This window comes from Allobosea sp. FW305-C-101 (genome assembly GCF_058783685.1).
Window position 1 is genome coordinate 227,115 of sequence record NZ_JBYSYT010000003.1, and the last position, 21,714, is coordinate 248,828.

A 21,714-nucleotide genomic window follows, 5' to 3' on the forward strand; every position below is an offset into this window, starting at 1 on the left:
TCAGGGCGCGGTCATGTCGTGCCGCGATCAGGGCTCGATATAGTGAGGCAGGAAGCGCGAGGTGTTCTTGGTGATCGGCGAGGCGTCCTCGCGGACGCAAAGCCCGCAGGCCTGCGAGGCGACGAGCCAGGAGCCGAGCACCGCGTATTTCCCGTCCGCCGAGAACAGGTTGGTCGCGGCATCCTGCAGGACATGGCCCTCGGCGCCATAGGGGCCGTCGTCGCTGTCGAGCACGCGGCCGCGCTCCATCAGCGTGACATTGGCGCCCTCGCGCGAATAGAGCGGCTTGCGCACATGCCGGGCCGAGAGTGTCGCACAGCGCGGATCGCCCTCGAAGAACGCCGGCAGCAGGTTGGGATGGCCGGGCTCCATTTCCCAGAGACAGGCGAGCAGCCCCTTGTTGGACAGGATCGCCTTCCAGGGCGGCTCGATGAACTGGCAGCCCGAGCCGGCAAGCGCCTTGCCGTAGCTTTCCCGGAACATCCATTCCCAGGGGTAGAGCTTGAACAGCGTCTCGATCGGCTGGTTGGCGCCGTCGCAGAAGCGCCCATCGGTGAGGAGGCCTAGCTCCTCGATATAGGTGAAGCGCGCGTCGAGCCCGGCCTGCACCGCGCAATCGGTGAGGTAATCGACCGTGCCCTTGTCCTCGGGGCTGCCTTGCACGCAGGTCAGGTGCAGGCGGTAGGGCGAGGGCTCGCGCAGGCCCTTGAAGGCCGCGATCAGGCGCTCGTGCAAGGAGTTGAACTGGTCGGAGCCCTTCGGAAGCGCGCCGCGCGCCATCGCCTGTTCCAGCCAGTCCCATTGCACCACGCTGGATTCGAACAGGGCGGTCGGCGTGTCGGCATTGTATTCGAGCAGCTTCGCCGGCCCCCGCCCGTCATAGGCGAGGTCGAGCCGGCCGTAGAGATTGCGCTCGCCGCGCTGCCAGCTATTCCGGATGTAATCCCAGTGCTCGGCGGGAATCGCGAGCTTGGTCAGGGTCTCCTCATGGTCGAGCGCCTTCTCGATGAAGGCGAAGCAAAGCTGCTCGATCGCCTCGGTCGGTCCCTCGATATCGCGCTCGATCTCCTCCAGCGTGAAGGCGATAGCCGCGCTCTCGTCCCAATAGGTCTCGCCGTCGATCGTGTGGAAGGCGAAGCCGAGGCGCTCGACCTGTTCGACCCAGTCCGGGCGTGGCGGAAGCGTGACGCGGCGCATCTCAGGACGAGGAATGCGAGGAATAGGAGCGCGCGGTCGAGCCGAATCCGCCGCGCGAGGACGTGCTGGTCGTCGAGACGCTGCCACCGCGGGAGCCCCCGGCGAAGGCTGCCGTGACCTTGCTCCCGGTCGCCGTCGAATAGGCGCGCGAGCGGCTGCTGCTGCCGCCGTAGGAGCTGCTGCCGCCCGATGAACCTGACGAGGACGAGCGCGCCTGCTGGCATTCGGGCTGCGTCGAGCCCGGTGGGCAGGCCGAGGTGGTCGGCGGCATCAGGGGTTGCGCCTGCGCCTGTCCGCCGGAGAGGCCGCGCGCGAGCATGAAGCCGGCCAGCGCCGGGATGAAATATTGCGCGCCGCCGATGCTTGCGGAGCCGCAACCATTGGCCCCGTATTGAGCCTCGCATGCGGACTGGCTCTGGAATTTCGGCGCATCCTTGAGCCGCGCCGCCGTCGCTTCCGAGAAGGCCGTCTCGCATTGCTGCGCCGTGAGCTGCCCGGCCGCCCGGCAATCGCTCAGGCTGTTATAGACGAGGTTCTCCTGCGGGTCCTCGCCCGTCATCGACCAAACGGTGGCGACGAGGAGAACGCCTGCGGCTGCGAGCCCGATCTGCGAGGAGCGCTTCATGGCCGCCTCACTCCGTCATGCTGGCCGCGGCCAGCGTCCCGGATACCACCGCGATCACGGCAAGCATGACCGCGGAGGGCAAGCGATCCTCCTCGATCTTCCGTGACAACTCGGGGATCAATAGCCGCGCTAGGCCATAGGCCGCGAACTGGATGATCATCGCCGCGAGAGCCCAGAGCACGCAGTCGGGAATGCTGCTGGCCTGCGAGATCGCCTGTTCCAGCGGCAGGGAGAAGCCGACCGTGTTGCCGCCAAGCGCGACCGCCGCCGAGAGATTGCCGCCGCGGATCAGGGCGATCTCGTCATGGGCGGTCATGCGCAGGTAGACCGCGACGAAAGCGGCGATGAGGGCCGCGCCGACGACGAAATAGAGAAGGAACGCGGGCAGACCCGCCATCGAGATCGTCATGCGCCCTGCCCCCTGCCCTGTCCCGCCGCGCCGACCACAGGTCGACGAGGCGGCCTATTCTCAGGGTAACAGGAGAACGGCACAAGCCGTCATTCAAAGAGAGGATGCGCCCTCAGAGCCCCTGACGAAATCAGACCAGGCGGCTCTGGGCCTTCGCCGCCTCGATGAAGCTGGCGAAGAGCGGGTGCGGCTCGAAGGGGCGCGACTTCAGCTCGGGATGGTACTGCACGCCGATGAACCAGGGATGGTCGGGATATTCGACCGTCTCGGGCAGCAGGCCGTCGGGCGAGAGGCCGGCGAAGCGCAGGCCCTTCGCCTCCAGCTGCTCGCGATACCCCATGTTCACCTCGTAGCGGTGGCGATGGCGCTCGGAGATCTCGGTCGAACCGTAGATCTCGGCGATCTTCGAACCCGCCGCCAGCGTCGAGGCATAGGCGCCGAGCCGCATCGTGCCGCCGAGATTGCCGCCGGCCGCGCGCTCTTCCAGCTCGTTGCCGCGCATCCATTCGGTCATCAGGCCGACGACCGGCTCCTGCGTCGGGCCGAACTCGGTCGAGTTGGCGTCCTCGATGCCGGCGAGCGAGCGCGCCGCCTCGATCACCGCCATCTGCATGCCGAAGCAGATGCCGAAATACGGCACCTTGCGGTTGCGCGCGAAGGTCGCCGCCTTGATCTTGCCCTCGGCGCCGCGATGGCCGAAGCCGCCGGGCACGAGGATGCCATGGACATGCTCGAGGAAGGGCGCCGGGTCCTCCTTTTCGAAGACCTCCGACTCGATCCAGTCGAGATTGACCTTCACATTGTTGGCGATGCCGCCATGGGTCAGCGCCTCGATGAGGGACTTATAGGCGTCCTTCATGCCCGTGTACTTGCCGACGACGGCGATGGTGACCTCGCCCTCGGGGTTCTTCACGCGCTCGGAGATGCGCTTCCAGCCGGTGACGTCGGGCTCGGGCTTGGCATCCATCCCGAAGGCGGCAAGCACTTCGGTATCGAGACCCTCGGCATGGTAGGAGAGCGGCACGTCGTAGATCGAGGCGACGTCGCGGGCCTCGATCACGGCGGTCTCGCGGACATTGCAGAACAGCGCGAGCTTGCGGCGCTCCTCGCGCGGGATCTCGCGGTCGGTGCGGCAGAGCAGGATGTCGGGCTGGATGCCGATCGAGCGCAATTCGGCGACCGAGTGCTGGGTCGGCTTGGTCTTCAGCTCGCCAGCGGTCGGGATATAAGGCAGCAGCGTCAGGTGCACGAAGATGCACTGGCCGCGTGGCAGTTGCTGGTTGGTCTGGCGGATGGCTTCGAGGAAGGGCAGGCTCTCGATGTCGCCGACCGTGCCGCCGATCTCGACCAGCGTGAAATCGTAGCCCTCGTTGCCGGTGAGGATGAAGTCCTTGATGGCATTGGTGACGTGCGGGACGACCTGGATCGTCGCGCCGAGATAGTCGCCCCGGCGCTCCTTGGTCAGGATGTCCATGTAGATGCGGCCGGTCGTGATGTTGTCGCCCTTGTTGCAGGGCCGGCCGGTAAAGCGCTCGTAATGGCCGAGGTCGAGATCGGTCTCGGCGCCGTCGTCGGTGACGAAGACCTCACCGTGCTGATACGGGCTCATCGTGCCCGGATCGACGTTCAGGTAGGGGTCGAGCTTGCGCAGGCGGACCGTATGGCCGCGCGCCTGGAGAAGGGCCGCGAGAGCCGCCGCCGCCAGGCCTTTGCCAAGCGAGGACACCACGCCGCCGGTGATGAAAACATACCGCGTCATGGGAGGTCACCTCTATCGCCACGGGTTCGATTCGCTAAGCGCGTTCTGAGCAGTCCCGCCTTGCCCTGCACGCTTGTCCACAAAAGAGAAGGCCGGTCGCCCGGCCTCTCCCATATCAAAAGAGAAGGGCCGGTTTCCCGGCCCTGCCCTGGTTACTGCTGCGGCGCCGCTGGCGGCGTCGGCGGCTGTGCGCCGCCTTGATTCTGGTTCTGCATCTGGCGGAGCTGGTCGAGCACGCCGCCGGCATTCGGGGCGCTCGGACCGGCCGGCGCGCCAGGAGTGGCCGGAGCGGACGTCGCAGGCGCGCCGTCGATGATCGAGCGCTGCGTGCGGCCGGTATTGGCCATCACCGCGAGCACGATCGAGGTCAGGAAGAACAGGCCGGCGAGGATCGCCGTGGCGCGGGTCAGGGCATTGGCCTGGCCGCGGCCGGTCATGAAGCCGCCGACGCCGCCCCCGCCGCCGGAGCCCATGCCGAGGCCGCCGCCTTCGGAGCGCTGCAACAGCACGACGCCGACGAGCGCGACGACGATGATCAGGTGGATGACGATGAGAACGTTCTGCATGGTCTCACGAAAATGGGCATGGCGCGGGCCGCCGCCAAGGGGCACCCGCTCCTCCTCGAAGATCGAGGCGAATTCGGCGCGGCACATAACATGCGTGGACCGGCAGCGCCACCCCTGCGTGCCGGCCTATTCACGTGGGAGTGCTCAGACGGCGCAGGCTCGGGCGATCGCCAGGAATTCCTCCGCCTTGAGGCTGGCGCCGCCGACGAGAGCGCCGTCGACATGGGCGACATTCATCAGTTCGGCAGCGTTCGAGGGCTTCACCGAGCCGCCATAGAGCAGGCGCACGCCGGCAGCCGCCTGCTTGCCGAGGAGGCGCCCGAGCTCGGCGCGGATCGCCTCATGCATCTCGGCGACATCGGCGGCCGTCGGCGTCAGCCCGGTGCCGATCGCCCAGACCGGCTCATAGGCGACGACGAGCGTGGCGGCCGTCGCGCCATCCGGCACGGAACCGCGCAACTGCTTCTTGACGACGGTGAGCGCCTTGCCGGCCTCGCGCTCGTCCTTGGTCTCGCCGACGCAGACGATCGGCACCAGCAGCGCCTTCTGCGCAGCCTCGGCCTTGGCCTTCACCGTGGCGTTGGTCTCGCCGTGGAGCGTGCGGCGCTCGGAATGGCCGACGATGCAGAAGCTCGCGCCCGCGTCAGTGAGCATCGCGGCGGAAACCTCGCCGGTAAAGGCGCCGGAGCCTTGCGTGCTGCAATCCTGCCCGCCGGTCGCGATGCGCGAGCCGATCAGCGCGGCGGTCGCTGCGAAGAGCAGGCTGGCGGGCGGGCAGATCGCGAGGTCGACGGCCGGCTTCAGTGCGCCATCGTAGCCCTTCGCGACCTCGGCCGCGATCGCGAGGTCGGCCTTCAGGCCGTTCATCTTCCAGTTGCCCGCCACCAGCGGCTTGATGCTGCGCGTCACGTCGATCCTCCGAAATTCGTTCTCCCGGCTCTAGCAATGCCCGGCCGGCGCCGCAATCGCATGCGAGGCCGCATGGCGACTGTGACGGCGATTGCGGCTTTCGCCGTCGGTTCCTATAAGCAGCGCCGGCAAATACGCGCGCGGGCCCGTTTCCGCGCCACGAACAGGTTCAGGGAAAGACAGCTTCCATGATGATGCAGGGCATCCGCAAGGCGGGTCAGGGTTTCTTCGGGAAGCTCGTCATCGCGATCATGTTCAGCTTCCTCATCATGTCCTTTGCGATCTGGGGCGTGGGCGACATCTTCCGCGGCTATGGCCGCAACGAGGTGGCCAAGGTCGGCACGACCGAGATCGGCCTCGAGCAGATGCGCACCGCCTATCAGAACGAGATCCAGAACCTGATCCGCCAGCAGCGCCGGCAGATCTCGCCGGAGATGGCGCGCGCGCTCGGCCTCGACCGGCAGGTGCTCTCGCGCCTGCTCACCGAGGCGACGCTGGACCAGACGGCGCAAGGCATGCGCCTCGCGGTCTCCGACGAGACCATCCGCAACCTGATCTTCGACGACCAGGTCTTCCGCGACGCCTCCGGCCAGTTCTCCTCGGCCCGGTTCAACGAATTGCTGCGCACGAACGGCTACACCGAGCAGAGCTATGTCGCCCTCCAGCGCTCGACCATCCTGCGCCAACAGCTCTCGGAGATGGTCGTCGGCGGCCTCTCCGCCCCGCTCGCCCTGCAGGAAGTCGGCAACCGGCTGCGCAACGAGAAGCGCACGATCACCTTCGCCCGGATGCCGGCGAGCGCCGCCGGCGAGATCGCGGCCCCGACCGAGGACCAGCTCAAGAGCTTCTTCAACGACCGCAAGGCCGCCTTCCGCGCGCCGGAATTCCGCACGGCCAACATTCTCGCGATCACGGCCGAGACGCTGGCCGACCCCGCCAAGGTCACCGACGACGAGGCCAAGGCGCGCTACGACGCGACGAAGGCCCAGCGCTTCACCGCCGTCGAGACCCGCACCGTCCAGCAGATCCCCTTCCCCAGCGAAGAGGAAGCGCAGGCCGCCAAGGCGAAGATCGATGGCGGCGAGACCTTCGACGAGATCGCGACCGAGCGGAACGTCGCCTTCAACGACCTGACGCTCGGCACCTTCACCCGCGATCAGATGATCGATCCCGCCGTGCGCGATGCGGTCTTCGCCCTTGAGGAGGCCGGCGTCAGCGCGCCGGTCAAGGGCGCCTTCGGCACGGTGCTGCTGCGCGTGACCAAGGTCGAGGGCGCGCATGTGCGCCCGCTCGAGGAGGTCATCATCGAGGTGAAGCAGGAGCTGGCCACAAGCCGCGCCGCCACCCAGATCACCGAGCTGCATGACAAGATCGAGGACCAGCGCGCCTCGGCCCGGCCGCTCGCCGAGATCGCCAAGGAACTCAACCTCACCCTGCGCACGGCCGGCCCGATGAATGCCGGTCTCGGCAGGCCGGACGGCTCGCGCGAAGAGGCTCTGCCCGGCGGCGACCCGACGCTGCAGGCGATCTTCCGCTCGGATATCGGCGTCGACAACGAAGCGATTCGCCTGCCCCGCAACACCGGCTATGTCTGGTTCGACGTCACCAAGATCGATCCGGCGCGCGAGCGCGGCTTCGACGAGGTCAAGGCCGAGGTCGAGAAGCAGTGGCGCGCCGACGAGACCGCGACGAAGCTCTCCGCCAAGGCGCGCGAGCTCACCGAGCGTCTCGACAAAGGCGAGAATTTCGACGCGGTCGCGGCCTCGGCCAACCTCACGATCGAGACGGCTGCCGATCTCGGCCGCCAGGAGCAGCGTCCGGAATTGCCGGGCACGGTTATCGCCCAGGTCTTCGGCACCACCGTGGGCAAGAGCGGCTCCGCCGCCACGCCGGATGGCGGACGCATCCTGTTCAAGGTCGATTCGGCGACGGTGGCTCCTTATGTCCGCACGACGCAGGAGGCCGGCAATTTCGAGCGGCTGCTCTCGTCCAGCGTGAGCGAGGACATCATGTTGCAGTATGTCGCCAAGCGGCAGGCCGAGCTCGGCGTCAGCATCAACGAGGCCGCCTTCCGCAACGCGACCGGCGGGGCACAGAACTGACGATGCAGCCGCTCCAGGAGTTCGAGCACTTCGCGCAGACCTACGAGACCGGCGCCCCGCAATTGCTGCGACAGGTGCTGGTCGGCGATTGCGAGACGCCGGTCGCCGCCTTCCTGAAGCTGCGCCACGCCACGACCGGCCCGGCCTTTCTGCTCGAATCTGTCGAGGGCGGCGCCGTGCGCGGCCGTTACTCGATGATCGGGCTGGAGCCCGACCTGATCTGGCGCTGCCATCACGGGCAGGCTTCGCTCTGCCGCACGGCTCTGGGCGAGAGCTTCCTCGACGATCCGCGCCCGGCCTTCGAAAGCCTGCGCGCACTTCTGGAAGAGAGCGCCATTCCGGAGGCGGAAGGGCTGCCGCCGATGGCCTCCGGCGTTTTCGGCTATCTCGGCTACGACATGGTGCGCCTGATGGAGCGCCTGCCCGAACCGAAGGAAACCGGTACGGGCGTGCCCGACGCCATCCTGACACGGCCGACGCTGATGGTGGTGTTCGACGCCGTGCGCGACGAGATCCATGTCGTGACGCCGGTCCGGCACATGCCGGGCGTCGGCGCGCGCCATGCCTATGAGCGGGCGCAGGAGCGGCTGGAAGCGGTGGTGCGGGCGCTGGAAGGCGCCCTCCCCGCCGAGGCTGAGATCGACATCGCCAACCTCCCCGTCCCGGCAACCACGTCGAACACGAGCGAGGCCGAATATCTGGAGATGGTCGGCAAGGCGAAGGAGTACATCCGCGCCGGCGACATCTTCCAGGTCGTGCTGTCGCAGCGCTTCGAGGCGCCTTTCGCCCTGCCGCCCTTCGCGCTCTACCGGGCGCTGCGGCGGGTCAATCCGGCGCCCTTCCTGTGCTATCTCGATTTCGGCGACTTCCAGATCGTCTGCTCGAGTCCCGAGATCCTCGTCCGCCTGCGTGACGACACGGTCACGATCCGGCCGATCGCCGGCACGCGACGCCGCGGCGCGACCGAGGCCGAGGACAATGCCCTCGCCGAGGAGCTTCTGGCCGATCCGAAGGAGCGCGCCGAGCACCTGATGCTGCTCGATCTCGGCCGCAACGATGTCGGTCGCGTCGCTGAGATCGGTACGGTCAAGGTCACCGATTCGTTCTTCATCGAGCGCTACAGCCAGGTCATGCACATCGTCTCGAACGTCGAGGGCAAGATCGACCCGAAGCACGATTCGCTCGGTGCCCTGATCGCCGGCTTCCCCGCCGGGACTGTGTCGGGTGCGCCAAAGGTCCGGGCGATGGAGATCATCGACGAGCTGGAGCGCGATGCGCGCGGCGCCTATGCCGGCTGCATCGGCTATTTCGGCGCCAATGGCGAGATGGATACCTGCATCGTGCTGCGCACGGCCGTGGTCAAGGATGGGCGCATGCATGTCCAGGCCGGCGCCGGCATCGTCTACGATTCGAACCCGGCCTCCGAGCAGGAGGAGTGCATCAATAAGGCCAAGGCCCTGTTCCGCGCCGCCGAGGAGGCGATCCGCTTCGCCGCCCGCAGCGGGCGCGGACAGTAAGGCATACGGCTGCCCCGGAACGCGGCTAGGTTTCCTCGGAAACCAGACGTCATCCCGGGCTTGACCCGGGATCCATCGGAGGCCTCTGGAGCTCTACGATGGATCCCGGAGCGGCGCTGCTGCGCAGCTTGTCCGGGATGACGACACCGTTGTGCCAAAGAATAGCGAGCCCGAAACGCAAAACGCCCCGCCGGTCCGGCGGGGCGTTTCTGTTTCTGCGTCCGGGTCAGTGAACCTTGCTGGTCAGTGAGCCTTGCCGGGCGTCGACGTCATCTTGTCGACCCAGGCGATGCCGATGGCGGAGAGGATGAAGACGACATGGATCAGCGTCTGCAACAGCACGCCGGCTTCGGTATAGCTCGCGGTCTTGCCGGCGATGCCGATATTGCCGGCTTCGATGAAGGTCCTGAGCAGATGGATCGACGAGATGCCGATGATCGCCATGGCGAGCTTGATCTTGAGCACGCTCGCATTGACGTGGCTCAGCCATTCCGGCTGGTCGGGATGGCCCTGGAGCCGCAGGCGCGAGACGAAGGTTTCGTAGCCGCCGACGATCACCATGATCAGCAGGTTCGAGATCATCACCACGTCGATCAGCCCGAGCACGACCAGCATGATCTGCTGCTCGCTGAAGTCGAAGGCATGGGTGACGAGGTGCCAGAGCTCCTTGAGGAACAAGAAGACATAGACGCACTGCGCCACGATGAGGCCGATATAAAGCGGCAGCTGCAGCCAGCGCGAGCTGAAGATGATGGCCGGCAGCGGCCTCAACGGGCCAAGCGCGGCGGGCTGGGCAGACGGGTCGCGCGGTTGCGCCATGGTCGGTTTCCGATCCTTCGAACAAAGTGTCGCTATGCGGATGCAGCGCTAGATGGCGAGGAAATTCCGTCTGCGCAAGCGCTTCGACGTTGCTTTCGCGGGCAAAAGCGACGGGAGCGTGACGGCCTATTTATGCCCGGATTGACTGCTAGCTTTCCCTGTGGTCACGGGACCGCTACATTCGAATCCAAACGGGGGAACATGCGGAGTTCCGCTCGCCTGGTACCGCAGAGGAGTTTCGTCATGATCAGGACGCTCGCCGTCGCTGCCGCCATTGCCGGCGGCACCCTACTCGCCCTGCCTGCATCGGCTGCCCCGTTCGCTCCCGCTGCCCCTGCCGTCGCCACGACGCAGGCCGGCAGCGATCTCATCGAGACCGTGCAATACCGCCGCTATGGCTACGGCCCGCGCTACTACGGCGGCTATCGCCGCGGCCCGGCCGTGGGCGCCGGCATCGCCGCCGGCATCATCGGTGGTGCGCTCGCCGCCGGCGCGTTCGCGGCCCCACCGCCGCCGCCGGTCTACTATTATCCCCCGCCGGCTCCGGTCTATGTCGAGCCGCCGGTGGTCTATGCCCCGGCCGTGCCGCGTGCCTATGGCTACAGCGTCGAGGACACCGACGCCGTGGCCTACTGCTCGCGCCGCTTCCGCAGCTACAACCCCGAGACCGGGACCTATATCGCCTCGGGCGGCGTCGTTCGCGCCTGCCCCTGACAGCAGGCGACAGCGCGATCGCAGACAAGGACTCCCCGCAGCGATGCGGGGAGTTTTTCGTTTCGGCCGGAAACGGCTTGTCATCATGGCGGCCGTCCCGCTTTATCCTGCCGGCAGCCTGAATCGGAGCATCGCGTGCGGATCGCCACCTGGAACGTCAATTCGGTCAGGCAGCGCCTCGGCCATCTCCTGGATTTCCTGAAGGAGGCCGAGCCCGACGCGCTCTGCCTGCAGGAGATCAAGTGCGTGGATGCCGATTTCCCGCGCGCCGAGATCGAGGCCGCCGGCTGGCAGGTCGAGACGCACGGACAGAAGACCTTCAACGGCGTCGCGATCCTGAGCCGCTCGCGGCTGGAGGATGTCCGCCGCGGCCTGCCGGGCGACGATGGCGACGAGCAGGCGCGCTATCTCGAAGGCGTGCTGCCGCTCGGCGACGGTGTGGTGCGCGTCGCCTCGATCTACCTGCCCAACGGCAATCCGCCCAATACCGAGAAATACCCCTACAAGCTCGGCTGGATGCAGCGGCTCACCACCCATGCCCGGATGCTCATGGAGCACGAGGAGCCGCTGGTGCTGGCCGGCGACTACAACGTCATCCCCGAGCCTCGCGACGCCCGCGACCCGGCCGCCTGGGTCAGCGACGCGCTCTTCCTGCCGCAAACGCGCTCGGCCTTCCGGGGTCTGACCAATCTCGGCCTGACCGAGGCCCTGCGCAGCACGACCGATGCGTCCGGGCTCTACACGTTCTGGGACTATCAGGCCGGCGCCTGGCAGCGGAACAACGGCATCCGCATCGACCATCTGCTGCTTTCGCCGCAAGCGGCGGACCGGCTCTCAGGCGTGACAATCGCCAAGCATGTCCGCGGCTGGGACAAGCCCTCGGACCATGTGCCGGTCATGCTGGAGCTGCACTGAAGCGGCTTCCGATCGGACTGCATCGCCGCCGCGCAGAATGCGGCCATGCAGTGATGCGCGGAACCCCAGTCAATCCGCGCTGCCGCGTCGGATTCCATCCTTGATGAAGACACGGAACGGCGTCGTCCCAGCAGCCTCATTGTCGAGCGAGCGCCATTTGCCGTTCGTGCAGAGCACTCCACCCTGCGTCGCAACAGCGTCGAAGACGATGCTGTTGCGATAGACGGTGCCATTCGGCTCGATCGCCCGGAACAGTGTTTTGCACGTTCCGTCTGCGATGACAGGATCGTAGTCGTGAATCATGATCCCGCCGCCACCCGTGCTCGGAAATGGGTTCCGAAGAGGCGCCCAATCCTCGAACCGCTCCTGAGCGCCTGCTCCGTGGGACATGATGGAGGACGAGAAGGCAGCGAGGCAGAGTAGTGTGAAGGGGCGCATGGCAGGACTCCCAGCAGGATCTGCATGGGATACGGCAGCGCAGCCTTCTCAGATGCAGCGCCTCAGTTCTGAGGCGCGGCGCCGTTGCGCGAGCTGCCGAGATGCTGGCGCTCGATCAGGGCCAGCGCCGCCGAACGGTCGTTGGCCGAGGCCGCCGCGAAAGCCACGTCATGGCGCTCGATGATCCAGGCCTCGCGGGCCGGATCGGCACCCTCGCGGGCCATGGCGAGCCACATCAGGCCGAGAACCGGCTGGCGCGGCACGCCCTCGCCACCACGGATCAGCATCTCGCCGAAGGCGGCGCGGGCCGGCGCATGGCCCTTTTCGGCCGCGAGCTTCATCCAGCGCGCCGCCTGACGCGGATCGCGATTGGCGCCCTGCCCGGTCATGTAGAGGCGGGCGAGATTGTACTGGCCGTCCGGGTCGCCGAAATAGGAGGCGGCATAGTGGAACATGTCGAAGGCCCGGTCGGGATTGGGCTTCACATAGCTGCCCTTGATCCCGTCCGAGAAATAGTTGCCGAGCGCGACGAAGGCGCTGCCGACGAGCCGGGCATCGGCCGTGCCGGGCATGGCATCGGCATTCTCGTCCGCGATCTTCGAGAAATACTCGAAGGCCTTGAGATCATTGGTCGGGACGCCCTCGCCGCCGGCATACATCCGGCCGAGCTTGTACTGGGCGGTGAGATGGCCCTGCGAGGCCGCGTATTCGAGCGCGCGCACGGCGCCGACCTTGTTGCCGGCGGTGGAGTCGCGCATCCAGGCCTTCAGCGCGTCGCGGGCGCTGGTGAAGGGCACGAGCGGCAGCGCGGTATGGGCGGTCGGCGTATCGGGGCCAGGGGCGACGGCAGCTGCGCCATGGCCGCCGGGCCCGGAATCGTCCGGCTCCGGCAGCGCCGCGCCCGGAATGGCGCGCGGCGGCAGCAGCGGCTTCGCGCCTGAGAAGTCCTGCGCCAGGACGGCCTGATGGCCGCCCAGCAACAGGAACAGGCATGCTATGGTTGAGCTAGATATCCGCATAGCAATGGGTTTCGGCCGCCCCTCCTGGGTGGGTGACGGCACCGCCTTTGGCGGAGCCGACGGTCTGCGCGTATTTCCACAGCGCACCGGAATTGTAGTCGGTCTTGCGTGGTTTCCAGTCCTTACGACGCGCTTCAAGTTCGGCATCAGAAAGGCGGACTGCGAGCTTTCCTGTGATGGCGTCGAGCTCGATGATGTCGCCGTCGCGGATCAGGCCGATCGGGCCGCCGACAGCGGCCTCAGGCCCGACATGGCCGACGCAGAAGCCCCGCGTCGCGCCCGAGAAACGGCCATCGGTGATGAGCGCGACCTTGTCGCCCATGCCCTGGCCGTAGAGCGCGGCGGTGGTCGACAGCATCTCGCGCATGCCGGGGCCGCCCTTGGGGCCCTCGTAGCGGATGACCAGCACGTCGCCGACCTCGTAGGTCCGGTTCTTGACGGCCTCGAAGGCGTCCTCCTCGCGGTCGAAGCAGCGGGCCGGACCGGTGAAGACGAGCTGGTCCTCAGGCATGCCGGCGATCTTCACGATCGCGCCTTCCGGGGCGAGGTTACCCTGCAGGCCGACGACGCCGCCGGTGACCGTGATCGGCTTGTCGGCGCGGTAGACCACGTCCTGCTGGTCGTTCCACTTCACCGAGGCCATGTTCTCGGCGATGGTGCGGCCGGTCACGGTCATGCAGTCGCCGTGCAGGAAGCCGGCATCGAGCAGGCTCTTCATCACCAGCGGAATGCCGCCGACCTCGAACATGTCCTTGGCGACGTATTTTCCGCCCGGCTTCAGGTCGGCGATATAGGGCGTCTTCTTGAAGATCTCGGCGACCTCGAACAGGTCGAAATCGATGCCGCATTCATGCGCGATCGCCGGCAGGTGCAGCGCGCCATTGGTCGAGCCGCCGGTCGCGGCGACGACCATCGCGGCATTCTCCAGCGCCTTGCGGGTGACGATGTCGCGCGGGCGGATGTTCCGGGCGATCAGCTCCATCACCATCTCGCCGGCGGTGTAGCAGAAGGTGTCGCGGACATCGTAGGGCGCCGGCGCGCCGCAGCTATAGGGCAGCGCGAGGCCGATCGCCTCGGCGACGGTCGCCATGGTGTTGGCAGTGAACTGGGCGCCGCAGGAGCCGGCCGAGGGGCACGCGACCTCCTCGAGCTCCTTCAGGTCCTCGTCGGACATGGCGCCGACCGAATGCTTGCCGACGGCCTCGAACACGTCCTGCACCGTGACCGGGCGGCCCTTGAAATTGCCGGGCAGGATCGAGCCGCCATAGATGAAGATCGAGGGCACGTTGAGGCGCACCATCGCCATCATCATGCCGGGCAGCGACTTGTCGCAGCCGGCAAGGCCGACCAGCGCATCGTAGCAATGGCCGCGCATGGTGAGCTCGACCGAGTCGGCGATGACCTCGCGCGAGGCCAGCGACGACTTCATGCCCTGGTGGCCCATGGCGATGCCGTCGGTCACGGTGATGGTGCAGAACTCGCGCGGCGTGCCGCTGGCGGAGGCGACGCCCTTCTTCACGGCCTGGGCCTGGCGCATCAGCGAGATGTTGCAGGGGGCGGCTTCGTTCCAGCAGGAGGCGACGCCGACGAAGGGCTGCGCGATCTGCTTCGCGGTCATGCCCATTGCGTAATAATAGGAACGGTGCGGGGCCTTGGCCGGGCCAACGCTCACATGGCGGCTCGGCAGCCTCGACTTGTCGTACACACGCCCGTCCATCGCCACTCGTCCTGTCCCCCGATCAGCACGGCGCGAAGATGTGCCACGCCATGCCTGCCGGGAGCAATCGCGCCCCTGAAAACTCGAAAAACGTCCGGAACCCTTCCCGGCTCCGCGCGTTACCCCCGATTTTGATATATCTCAGGCACTTAACGCAGCGTTTTGCTGGGCCTCGTTTGTGGCGGCTTCGCGGCGATTGGGGCGGCCGGGGCGGCACCGGACACCGATCCCGCCCGGGTGTTGCGCCGATGTCACAAAACCGGGGCCAGCAAGGTAATGTAACGGTGACTTCGACGGCTGCGGGGCGCGCGAGCCCGCGCGTTGGGGAGCCGCATGACGGCGGCTCCAGGCATGCCTCGGAATGAGGGCTGGGTAGGCTTCGAACGGCCGCTCAGAGCACCATCGGCAGCACGAAGAAGCCGCCGATGATGACCACAAGCAGGGCCAGCGCCACCATCGGCAGGTGCTTCTCGATGAAGATGCGGATGTCGTCGCCGTAGAAGCGCAGGGCCACCGCGATCATCAGGAAGAAGCTGGCGCGCGAGACGACCATGCCGATCGTGAACTTCCACAGGTCGAAATGCAGGAAGCCGGACATGATCGTGACGATCTTGAACGGGATCGGCGTCAGGCCCTTGGTGACGAGCACCCAGAACCAGTAGTCCTGCGAGGTCGCGATCAGGCTGGCGGCCTTGTCCTGCAGGCCGTAGATGCCGATCAGCCAGGCGCCGACCGACTCATAGAGCAGCGCGCCGATGGCGTAGCCGAGATAGCCGCCGAGCACGGCGCCGAGCGAACAGATGCCGGCATAGAACCAGGCGCGATCCGGCCTGGCGATGCACATCGGAATCAGCAGCGGAATCGGCGGCAGCGGGCTGAACGAACTTTCGATGAAGGTGATGCCGAAAAGCAGCCACGGGGCGGCGGGATGGGAGGCGTATGAAACGCACCAGTCATAGGCTCGCTTGAGCATCGTGACGAAACAACCGGTCCTGGGTTACTGGCATCGAGGCGCATGGCAGGCTTGCGCCTGATGCGCATCTAACCGTCTCGGTGGGAGAATGCCAGCGTTCTCTTACGCGAAGGTCAATTTGAAGACGGAGTCGTGGCGGGAACCGGGCACGACGCGATCGCCTACGCGGGCGCCAGGCCGGGCTTGCCGGCCTCGGTCACGAAGCTCGCGCCGGTCACGACCTTCGCGCCGGCCTGCGTGACACGCTCGAGCAGGCGGTAATCGGCCTGCCAGCGCTCCTTGCCGACACTATGGCGCATATAGCCGCGCTGGCTGTTGAAATAGCGGATATGGGGGTTCTTCTGGAGCCCGACCCTGCCGGCTCGCGTCATCGCCGCGCCGTCACCGCCGGAGGTGATCGAGGTCGCAATGAATTCGACGCCAACCGTCTTCGAGGCCGGATCGTCGAAATTGGCCTTCAGCTCGCCAGCCCAGTTCTGGTGAATGTCCCCGGTCAGGACGATCGCATTGGCGATCCGCGCCTGCGTCAGCCCGTCGAACAGGCGCTGCCGCGCGGCGGCCGCGCCGTCCCACTTGTCCATGTGGTAGCTGGCGCCGCCGGCCTCCGGGTCGTTGTCGCGTCGCATCATCATCACCTGCTGCGCCAGCACGGTCCAGCGCGCTCGCGGCAGGCGGAAACCCTCGCTGAGCCAGGCCTCCTGGGCCGGGCCGAGCATCGTCTTGTCCGGAGCCAGCGCATCGGCGCAGCGCGCCTGCCAGCCGCCGCCGCAAGGCTGGTCGGTGCGAAACTGGCGCGTGTCGAGCACGTCGATCTGGGCGAGATCGCCATAACGGAAGCGGCGATAGGCCTGGATCGCCGGACCGTTCGGCAGCGCGCTTCGCCGCAGCGGCATATGCTCGTACCAGGCCTGGAACCCGGCCGCCCGGCGCAGCGCGAAGATCTCGGGCGGCACGCCGGTCTCCTCGGAGACGAAGCCGGCCCAGTCGTTGTCGATCTCGTGGTCGTCGAACGAAACCAGCCACGGCGCCGAGGCATGGGCCGCCTGGAGGTCGGGATCGAGCTTGTAGAGCGCGTAGCGGCGGCGATAGTCGGACAGCGCATAGATTTCGTCGGGATCGCCCGGCATCACCCGCGCGACGGGCAACGGGCGGTCGCCCGGCCGGATCGTGCGATATTCGTAGATGTAGTCGCCATAGTGATAAACGAAGTCGAAGCGCTCCTCCGAGACATGGCGGAAAGCGGTGAAAAAACCGTCCTCGTAGCGCTGGCAGCCGACCACGCCGAAACGCATCCGCTCGACGGCAGCCCCGGCCGCCGGAAAGGTCCGGCCGCGCCCCGCCTGGCTGCGCACGCCACCGCAGGTGAACCGGTAGAAATAGAAGCGATCCGGCTGAAGGCCACCTAGCTCGACATGGACGGCGTGGCCGAGTTCAGGCCGTGCCAACCCGGCGCCGCGCTGCACGACGCGCGCGAAAGCCTCGTCCTCGGCGACCTCCCACGCGACCTCGACGGCCCGCATCGGCATGCCGCCATGCTCCGCCAGAGGGACCGGAGCGAGCTTCGTCCAGATCACGAAGCCGTCCGCCGCGGGATCCCCCGAGGCGACGCCGAGCGAGAACGGATCGGCCGCGAAGACCGGGTTTGCCCAGAGCCGCTGCGCCTGGGCCTGCCCGCCCATGAGCAGCAGGCCCGAAGCCGCCAGCCCCTGCAGCAGCGATCGGCGGGTGGGTGTGCCGATCGCGGTGACGAAATCGTCGGGATCGAAACGTCCGAAGGCGTCGCGGCGAAACATGCTGGCTTCCCCCAATACCCTCGAACACGACCGCGGCGCGGCGATCCTATGCCAGCCGCGTCAGAGCCTCCGCGACCTTGAGCTTACGGGCCTCGGCCGCAGCCTTGCGATCGCGATTCTCCTCGACGATCTCCTCCGGCGCGCGCGCCATGAAATCGGGATTGCCGAGCTTCTTCTCGACGACCGCGATGTCCTGGTCGAGCTTGGCCAGCTCCTTGGTCAGGCGCGAGCGCTCGGCGTCGAGATCGATCAGCCCGGCGAGCGGCAGCGCCGCGACCTCGCCACGCACGATGATCTGGGCCGATTGCGCCGGCGCCGCCGTCTCGAAACCGATATCGGAGACGCGCGCCAGACGTTCGATCATCGGCCGCCAGCTCTCGATCGTCGCCCGCGTCGCCGCCGAGGCGTTGACGAGGACGAGCGGCGCCTGCGTCCCGGCGGGGACGTTGACCTCCGAGCGCACCGAACGGATGTCCGAGATCAGGTCGACGACGAAGCCGATCTCGGCCTCCGCGGCCGCGTCCTTGAGCGCCGACAGGTCCGGCCAGCGGGTCAGGCAGACCAGCGAGGCATCGCCCTCCACGAGCTTGCGCGGCGCGCCGGCCTCGGCCTTCTGCGCCCAGAGCTCCTCGGTGAGGAACGGCATGAACGGGTGCAGCAGCTGGCAGATCAGGTCGATGACATAGGCGACCGTCGCCTGCGTCTCGGCGCGGGCGGCAGCATCGACGCCTTCGCCCTGCAGCACGGGCTTGGCAAGCTCCAGATACCAGTCGCAGAACTGGTTCCAGACGAAGCGATAGGCCGCGCCCGCCGCCTCGTTGAACTTGAAGCTCGGGATGCCGGCCGCGATCTCCTCGGCCGCCTGCGCCGCCTCGCTGAGAATCCAGCGGTTAAGCGGCTGCTTGACGCTGGCCGGATCGAAGCCCTCGGCGCGGGCGCAGCCGTTCAGCTCGGCGAAGCGCGCGGCGTTCCAGATCTTGGTCGCGAAGTTGCGATAGCCCTCGACGCGCTGCGTGCTGAGCTTGATGTCGCGCCCCTGCGCCGCCATGGCGCTCAGCGTGAAGCGCAGAGCATCGGCGCCGTATTTGTCGACGAGCGTCAGCGGATCGATGACGTTGCCTTTCGACTTCGACATCTTCGCGCCCTTCTCGTCGCGAACGATGGCATGGATATAGACGTCCTTGAACGGCACCTCGTCCATGAAGTTGAGGCCCATCATCATCATCCGGGCGACCCAGAAGAAGATGATGTCGAAGGCGGTGACCAGCGTCGCCGTCGGGTAATAATGCTTCAGCTCGGCCGTCTGTTCGGGCCAGCCCAGCGTCGAGAACGGCCAGAGCGCCGAAGAGAACCAGGTGTCGAGCACGTCCTCGTCGCGCGTCAGCGCGACGGTGTCGCCGTAATGCGCCATCGCCAGCGTCTGCGCCTCGGCTTCCGACTCGGCGACGAAGACCTCGCCGTCCGGCCCGTACCAGGCCGGAATCTGGTGGCCCCACCAGAGCTGGCGCGAGACGCACCAGGGCTCGATATTCTCCAGCCAGTCGTAATAGACCTTGGTCCAGTTCTCGGGCGTGAACTTCGTCCGGCCGTCCTGCACCGCCTTGATCGAGCGCTGCGCCAGCGGCTTGACGTCGACATACCACTGGTCGGTGAGCCAGGGCTCGATCACGACATCCGAGCGGTCGCCATGCGGGACGGTATGGGTGTTCGGCTCGACCTTTACCAGCAGGCCGCGCGCGGCCATCATCTCGACGACGCGGCGGCGCGCCGCGAAGCGGTCGACGCCGTCGAGCGCCAGCGTCTCGGCCTCCGGCTTGGCGCCGGCCAGGAAATCCTCGTTGCCGGCCAGCAGGATGCGCGCCTCGCCGTCGAGGATGTTGACGACGTCGAGCTGGTGGCGCTTGCCGACCTCGAAATCGTTGAAATCATGCGCCGGCGTGATCTTGACCGCGCCGGTGCCCTTCTCGGGATCGGCATAGTCGTCTCCGAAGATCGGGATGACGCGGCCGACCAGCGGCAGCACCGCGTTGCGGCCGATCAGATGGCCGATCTTCTCGTTCTCGGGATGCACCGCGACGCCGGTATCGCCCAGCATCGTCTCGGGACGTGTCGTCGCGACCGTGATGAAGGTCGAGGTGTCATCCGCATCGTAGGTCGCGCCTTCGAGCGGGTAGTTGAAATAGTAGAGATGGCCGTTCGGGTCGCGGCTCAGCGCCTTGTCGAGCTTGGCTGCGTCGAATTCGTCCTCACCACCGCGCTGCCATTTGAACGTGCCGGTCTTCTCGACCTGCAGGACCTCGAGATCCGAGATCGCGGTCTGGAACTTGGGATCCCAGTTCACCAGCCGCTTGGCGCGGTAGACCAGTCCCTGCTTGTGCAGGCCGACGAAGACCTTGAGGACCGCGGCAGAGAGCCCTTCGTCCATGGTGAAGCGCTCGCGCGACCAGTCGCAGGAAGCGCCGAGGCGGCGGAGCTGGTTGACGATCGTGCCGCCCGACTCCTCCTTCCACTTCCAGACCTCGGCCAAAAAAGCCTCGCGGCCCATGGTGCGGCGGTCGGTACGGTTCTCGGCGGCGAGCTTGCGCTCGACGACCATTTGCGTCGCGATGCCGGCATGGTCGGTGCCGGGCTGCCAGAGCACGTCCTTGCCGCGCAGGCGCTCGAAGCGGCAGAGCACGTCCTGCAGCGTGTTGTTGAGCGCGTGGCCCATATGCAGCGAGCCGGTGACGTTCGGCGGCGGGATCACGATGCAATAGGGCTCGGCGCCGGGCGCAGCGCCCCTGCCCGCCTTGAAGGCGTTGGCCTCGTCCCAGGCCTTGCTGATCCGGGCCTCGACGGCGGCCGGTTCGAAAGTCTTGTCCATCATCGCATCGCTCGAACGCAGAAAGGCCGGGGAACCTGCCCCGGCCGGAAAAATCACGGGCCAAATAGGTCTCGGCCCTTAAGAGCCCATGCACGGGCCGCGCGTCAACGTTTTCGATGATACGCGGCGTTCTACATGGCCTGCGCAGGCCTCAGGCCAGGTTCGACTGCAGGAACCAGAGCGACTTGTCGAGCATGCGCGAATAATCGGTCAGGATATCGGCGGTGTCGGCATCGCCGGCCTCGTCGCAGGCGTCGATCGCCTCTCGCACCTTGTTGGCGGTATCGGCATAGCGCTCGATCAACGCGGCGAGATGATCCTGAACGGCGACGATCTCGGTCGGATAGGGCTTGAGCGAGGTCGCCTGGGCCGTGGTCTGCGTCGTGCCGAAGGCGATGCCGCCGAGCTGCGCGATGCGCTCGGCGACCGTGTCGACATGGGTGTCGAGCTCGTCGCGGAAGCCGTCGAGCATCAGATGAATGCCGATGAATCCCGGCCCCTTCAGGTTCCAATGCGCCTGCTTGGTGACGAGCGAGAGGTCGATGCCATCGGCGAGGCGCTCGTTCAGCAAACCGATGACCTTGGTCTTGGTGTTCGAAGCCAGGTCGACCCGGCTGGATTTGACCACCTTGGCCGTGGTCGAGCTTTTCGGTGCACTGCGTGGCGCGGCCTTCGTTGCGGTCTTGGCTGCGGTCTTGGCCATGGCAAATCCTCGGGTCGGGAAGGATTGGGAGCAGCGTCGCTGCCGGCGCCGGACGAACCCGGCGCATCTCTCCTGATACGCGCGAGCCGCTGCACGGTTCCGGTTGGATGGCCTGCTTCCGGCACGGAACCAGCCGCGTCCCGCCCCGTTGGACCAACATCAGCCCACGACAGCAGCAGGGAGAGCGACATGCCTCACCATAGCGACCAGACCCGCGTCTGGGACCTCATCGATTCCATCAAGTTCGCGATGCTCGTGACCCATGACGGCCAGGGCGACGAATTGCGCGCCCGGCCGATGCATGCCCATGGCGAGCGCGCGGATGACGCGATCTATTTCCTGACCGACCGCCGCCACCACAAGGACGACGAGATTCAGGTCAACGACAATGTCTGCCTCGCCTTCGCCGATACCGGCGGCCAGCGCTACGTTTCGGTGACGGGCACGGCGACCGTCCTCGACGATCGCGAGCGCGTGCATGATCTCTGGGATGCCAGCAACCGCGCCTTCTGGGACGATGAGAACGATCCGAACATCCGCGTGCTGCGTGTCCGGCCGAGCGTGGCGGAATTCTGGGACAGCCCCGGCAAGATCGTCACGACCGTCAAGATGGCGGCAGCGGCGCTCACCGGCGCCAAGCCCGATCTCGGCGAGAACCGCAAGGTTCGCCTCTAAA

Annotated in this window: 19 protein-coding genes; 5 read left to right on the plus strand and 14 right to left on the minus strand. The window is 66.9% G+C overall.

Annotated features, from left to right (window positions below):
- Positions 1 to 27: 27 nt before the first annotated feature.
- From AC3WMA_RS15690 to tpiA, 6 genes are all read right to left on the minus strand, one after another.
- Positions 28 to 1,197 (minus strand): glutathionylspermidine synthase family protein, encoded by a 1,170-nt coding sequence (locus AC3WMA_RS15690; RefSeq protein WP_492286301.1) that lies wholly within the window; start codon positions 1,195 to 1,197, stop codon positions 28 to 30.
- 1 nt (position 1,198) lies between these two features.
- Positions 1,199 to 1,822: a DUF1190 domain-containing protein gene (locus AC3WMA_RS15695; RefSeq protein ID WP_492286302.1), complete on the minus strand. Its 624-nt coding sequence runs from the start codon at positions 1,820 to 1,822 to the stop codon at positions 1,199 to 1,201.
- A 7-nt stretch (positions 1,823 to 1,829) separates the two neighbouring features.
- Positions 1,830 to 2,231: a DUF350 domain-containing protein gene (locus AC3WMA_RS15700; protein ID WP_492286303.1), complete on the minus strand. Its 402-nt coding sequence runs from the start codon at positions 2,229 to 2,231 to the stop codon at positions 1,830 to 1,832.
- 130 nt (positions 2,232 to 2,361) lie between these two features.
- Positions 2,362 to 3,990: a CTP synthase gene (gene pyrG / locus AC3WMA_RS15705; RefSeq protein ID WP_492286304.1), complete on the minus strand. Its 1,629-nt coding sequence runs from the start codon at positions 3,988 to 3,990 to the stop codon at positions 2,362 to 2,364.
- Positions 3,991 to 4,142: 152 nt separating this feature from the next.
- Positions 4,143 to 4,556: a preprotein translocase subunit SecG gene (gene secG, locus AC3WMA_RS15710; protein ID WP_257733041.1), complete on the minus strand. Its 414-nt coding sequence runs from the start codon at positions 4,554 to 4,556 to the stop codon at positions 4,143 to 4,145.
- A gap of 144 nt (positions 4,557 to 4,700) precedes the next feature.
- On the minus strand, positions 4,701 to 5,465 hold the full coding sequence (gene tpiA, locus AC3WMA_RS15715; RefSeq protein ID WP_492286305.1) for a triose-phosphate isomerase: 765 nt from the start codon (positions 5,463 to 5,465) through the stop codon (positions 4,701 to 4,703).
- A gap of 188 nt (positions 5,466 to 5,653) precedes the next feature.
- Here tpiA and AC3WMA_RS15720 point away from each other — a divergent pair, with 188 nt between their 5' ends.
- Entirely contained in the window at positions 5,654 to 7,567 is a 1,914-nt protein-coding gene (locus tag AC3WMA_RS15720; protein WP_492286306.1) for a SurA N-terminal domain-containing protein, read from the plus strand.
- A 2-nt stretch (positions 7,568 to 7,569) separates the two neighbouring features.
- Positions 7,570 to 9,084 carry an anthranilate synthase component I gene (gene trpE, locus AC3WMA_RS15725; RefSeq protein WP_492286307.1) on the plus strand — a complete coding sequence of 505 codons (1,515 nt, stop codon included), beginning with the start codon at positions 7,570 to 7,572 and terminating at the stop codon, positions 9,082 to 9,084.
- Positions 9,085 to 9,327: 243 nt separating this feature from the next.
- Here trpE and AC3WMA_RS15730 read toward each other — a convergent pair whose 3' ends face one another.
- Positions 9,328 to 9,903: a TIGR00645 family protein gene (locus AC3WMA_RS15730; protein ID WP_492286308.1), complete on the minus strand. Its 576-nt coding sequence runs from the start codon at positions 9,901 to 9,903 to the stop codon at positions 9,328 to 9,330.
- Positions 9,904 to 10,146: 243 nt separating this feature from the next.
- On the opposite strand from AC3WMA_RS15730, the gene AC3WMA_RS15735 reads away from it, so the two are divergent.
- Positions 10,147 to 10,617: a BA14K family protein gene (locus AC3WMA_RS15735; RefSeq protein WP_492286309.1), complete on the plus strand. Its 471-nt coding sequence runs from the start codon at positions 10,147 to 10,149 to the stop codon at positions 10,615 to 10,617.
- Between the two features lie 135 nt (positions 10,618 to 10,752).
- Positions 10,753 to 11,532, plus strand: coding sequence for an exodeoxyribonuclease III (xth, locus tag AC3WMA_RS15740; RefSeq protein WP_492286310.1), 780 nt, complete (start codon positions 10,753 to 10,755; stop codon positions 11,530 to 11,532).
- A gap of 69 nt (positions 11,533 to 11,601) precedes the next feature.
- On the opposite strand, the gene AC3WMA_RS15745 is transcribed toward xth, so the two are convergent.
- The 7 genes from AC3WMA_RS15745 to dps all read right to left on the minus strand — a co-directional run bounded on the left by AC3WMA_RS15745 (position 11,602) and on the right by dps (position 21,038).
- On the minus strand, positions 11,602 to 11,835 hold the full coding sequence (locus AC3WMA_RS15745; RefSeq protein ID WP_492286311.1) for a hypothetical protein: 234 nt from the start codon (positions 11,833 to 11,835) through the stop codon (positions 11,602 to 11,604).
- A 197-nt stretch (positions 11,836 to 12,032) separates the two neighbouring features.
- Complete coding sequence (locus AC3WMA_RS15750) at positions 12,033 to 12,950, minus strand: tetratricopeptide repeat protein (protein WP_492286312.1); 918 nt, start codon at positions 12,948 to 12,950, stop codon at positions 12,033 to 12,035.
- 25 nt (positions 12,951 to 12,975) lie between these two features.
- Positions 12,976 to 14,706 carry a dihydroxy-acid dehydratase gene (ilvD, locus tag AC3WMA_RS15755; protein WP_492286313.1) on the minus strand — a complete coding sequence of 577 codons (1,731 nt, stop codon included), beginning with the start codon at positions 14,704 to 14,706 and terminating at the stop codon, positions 12,976 to 12,978.
- 391 nt (positions 14,707 to 15,097) lie between these two features.
- The gene (locus tag AC3WMA_RS15760; protein WP_492286314.1) at positions 15,098 to 15,679 is read right to left on the minus strand and encodes a YqaA family protein; all 582 of its coding nucleotides are present in this window, start codon (positions 15,677 to 15,679) and stop codon (positions 15,098 to 15,100) included.
- Between the two features lie 161 nt (positions 15,680 to 15,840).
- A complete protein-coding gene (locus AC3WMA_RS15765) occupies positions 15,841 to 17,472 on the minus strand; it encodes an alkaline phosphatase D family protein (RefSeq protein WP_492286315.1) in 1,632 nt (543 codons plus the stop codon).
- A 46-nt stretch (positions 17,473 to 17,518) separates the two neighbouring features.
- Positions 17,519 to 20,338, minus strand: a complete 2,820-nt coding sequence (locus AC3WMA_RS15770) for a valine--tRNA ligase (RefSeq protein ID WP_492286316.1) — start codon at positions 20,336 to 20,338, stop codon at positions 17,519 to 17,521.
- Between the two features lie 148 nt (positions 20,339 to 20,486).
- Positions 20,487 to 21,038: a DNA starvation/stationary phase protection protein Dps gene (dps, locus tag AC3WMA_RS15775; RefSeq protein WP_492286317.1), complete on the minus strand. Its 552-nt coding sequence runs from the start codon at positions 21,036 to 21,038 to the stop codon at positions 20,487 to 20,489.
- Between the two features lie 189 nt (positions 21,039 to 21,227).
- Between dps and AC3WMA_RS15780 the strand changes: the two genes are divergently transcribed.
- Complete coding sequence (locus tag AC3WMA_RS15780) at positions 21,228 to 21,713, plus strand: pyridoxamine 5'-phosphate oxidase family protein (protein ID WP_492286318.1); 486 nt, start codon at positions 21,228 to 21,230, stop codon at positions 21,711 to 21,713.
- Position 21,714: the final 1 nt, after the last annotated feature.

What these genes read in the sequence shown, in the direction of transcription:
- AC3WMA_RS15690 (WP_492286301.1), bottom strand. Translation starts at nt 1,197, where the DNA reads ATGCGCCGCGTCACGCTTCCGCCACGCCCGGACTGGGTCGAACAGGTC.
- AC3WMA_RS15695 (WP_492286302.1), bottom strand. Translation starts at nt 1,822, where the DNA reads ATGAAGCGCTCCTCGCAGATCGGGCTCGCAGCCGCAGGCGTTCTCCTC.
- AC3WMA_RS15700 (WP_492286303.1), bottom strand. Translation starts at nt 2,231, where the DNA reads ATGACGATCTCGATGGCGGGTCTGCCCGCGTTCCTTCTCTATTTCGTC.
- pyrG (WP_492286304.1), bottom strand. Translation starts at nt 3,990, where the DNA reads ATGACGCGGTATGTTTTCATCACCGGCGGCGTGGTGTCCTCGCTTGGC.
- secG (WP_257733041.1), bottom strand. Translation starts at nt 4,556, where the DNA reads ATGCAGAACGTTCTCATCGTCATCCACCTGATCATCGTCGTCGCGCTC.
- AC3WMA_RS15720 (WP_492286306.1), top strand. Translation starts at nt 5,654, where the DNA reads ATGATGATGCAGGGCATCCGCAAGGCGGGTCAGGGTTTCTTCGGGAAG.
- trpE (WP_492286307.1), top strand. Translation starts at nt 7,570, where the DNA reads ATGCAGCCGCTCCAGGAGTTCGAGCACTTCGCGCAGACCTACGAGACC.
- AC3WMA_RS15730 (WP_492286308.1), bottom strand. Translation starts at nt 9,903, where the DNA reads ATGGCGCAACCGCGCGACCCGTCTGCCCAGCCCGCCGCGCTTGGCCCG.
- AC3WMA_RS15735 (WP_492286309.1), top strand. Translation starts at nt 10,147, where the DNA reads ATGATCAGGACGCTCGCCGTCGCTGCCGCCATTGCCGGCGGCACCCTA.
- AC3WMA_RS15745 (WP_492286311.1), bottom strand. Translation starts at nt 11,835, where the DNA reads ATGATTCACGACTACGATCCTGTCATCGCAGACGGAACGTGCAAAACA.
- ilvD (WP_492286313.1), bottom strand. Translation starts at nt 14,706, where the DNA reads ATGGACGGGCGTGTGTACGACAAGTCGAGGCTGCCGAGCCGCCATGTG.
- AC3WMA_RS15760 (WP_492286314.1), bottom strand. Translation starts at nt 15,679, where the DNA reads ATGCTCAAGCGAGCCTATGACTGGTGCGTTTCATACGCCTCCCATCCC.
- AC3WMA_RS15765 (WP_492286315.1), bottom strand. Translation starts at nt 17,472, where the DNA reads ATGTTTCGCCGCGACGCCTTCGGACGTTTCGATCCCGACGATTTCGTC.
- AC3WMA_RS15770 (WP_492286316.1), bottom strand. Translation starts at nt 20,338, where the DNA reads ATGATGGACAAGACTTTCGAACCGGCCGCCGTCGAGGCCCGGATCAGC.
- dps (WP_492286317.1), bottom strand. Translation starts at nt 21,038, where the DNA reads ATGGCCAAGACCGCAGCCAAGACCGCAACGAAGGCCGCGCCACGCAGT.
- AC3WMA_RS15780 (WP_492286318.1), top strand. Translation starts at nt 21,228, where the DNA reads ATGCCTCACCATAGCGACCAGACCCGCGTCTGGGACCTCATCGATTCC.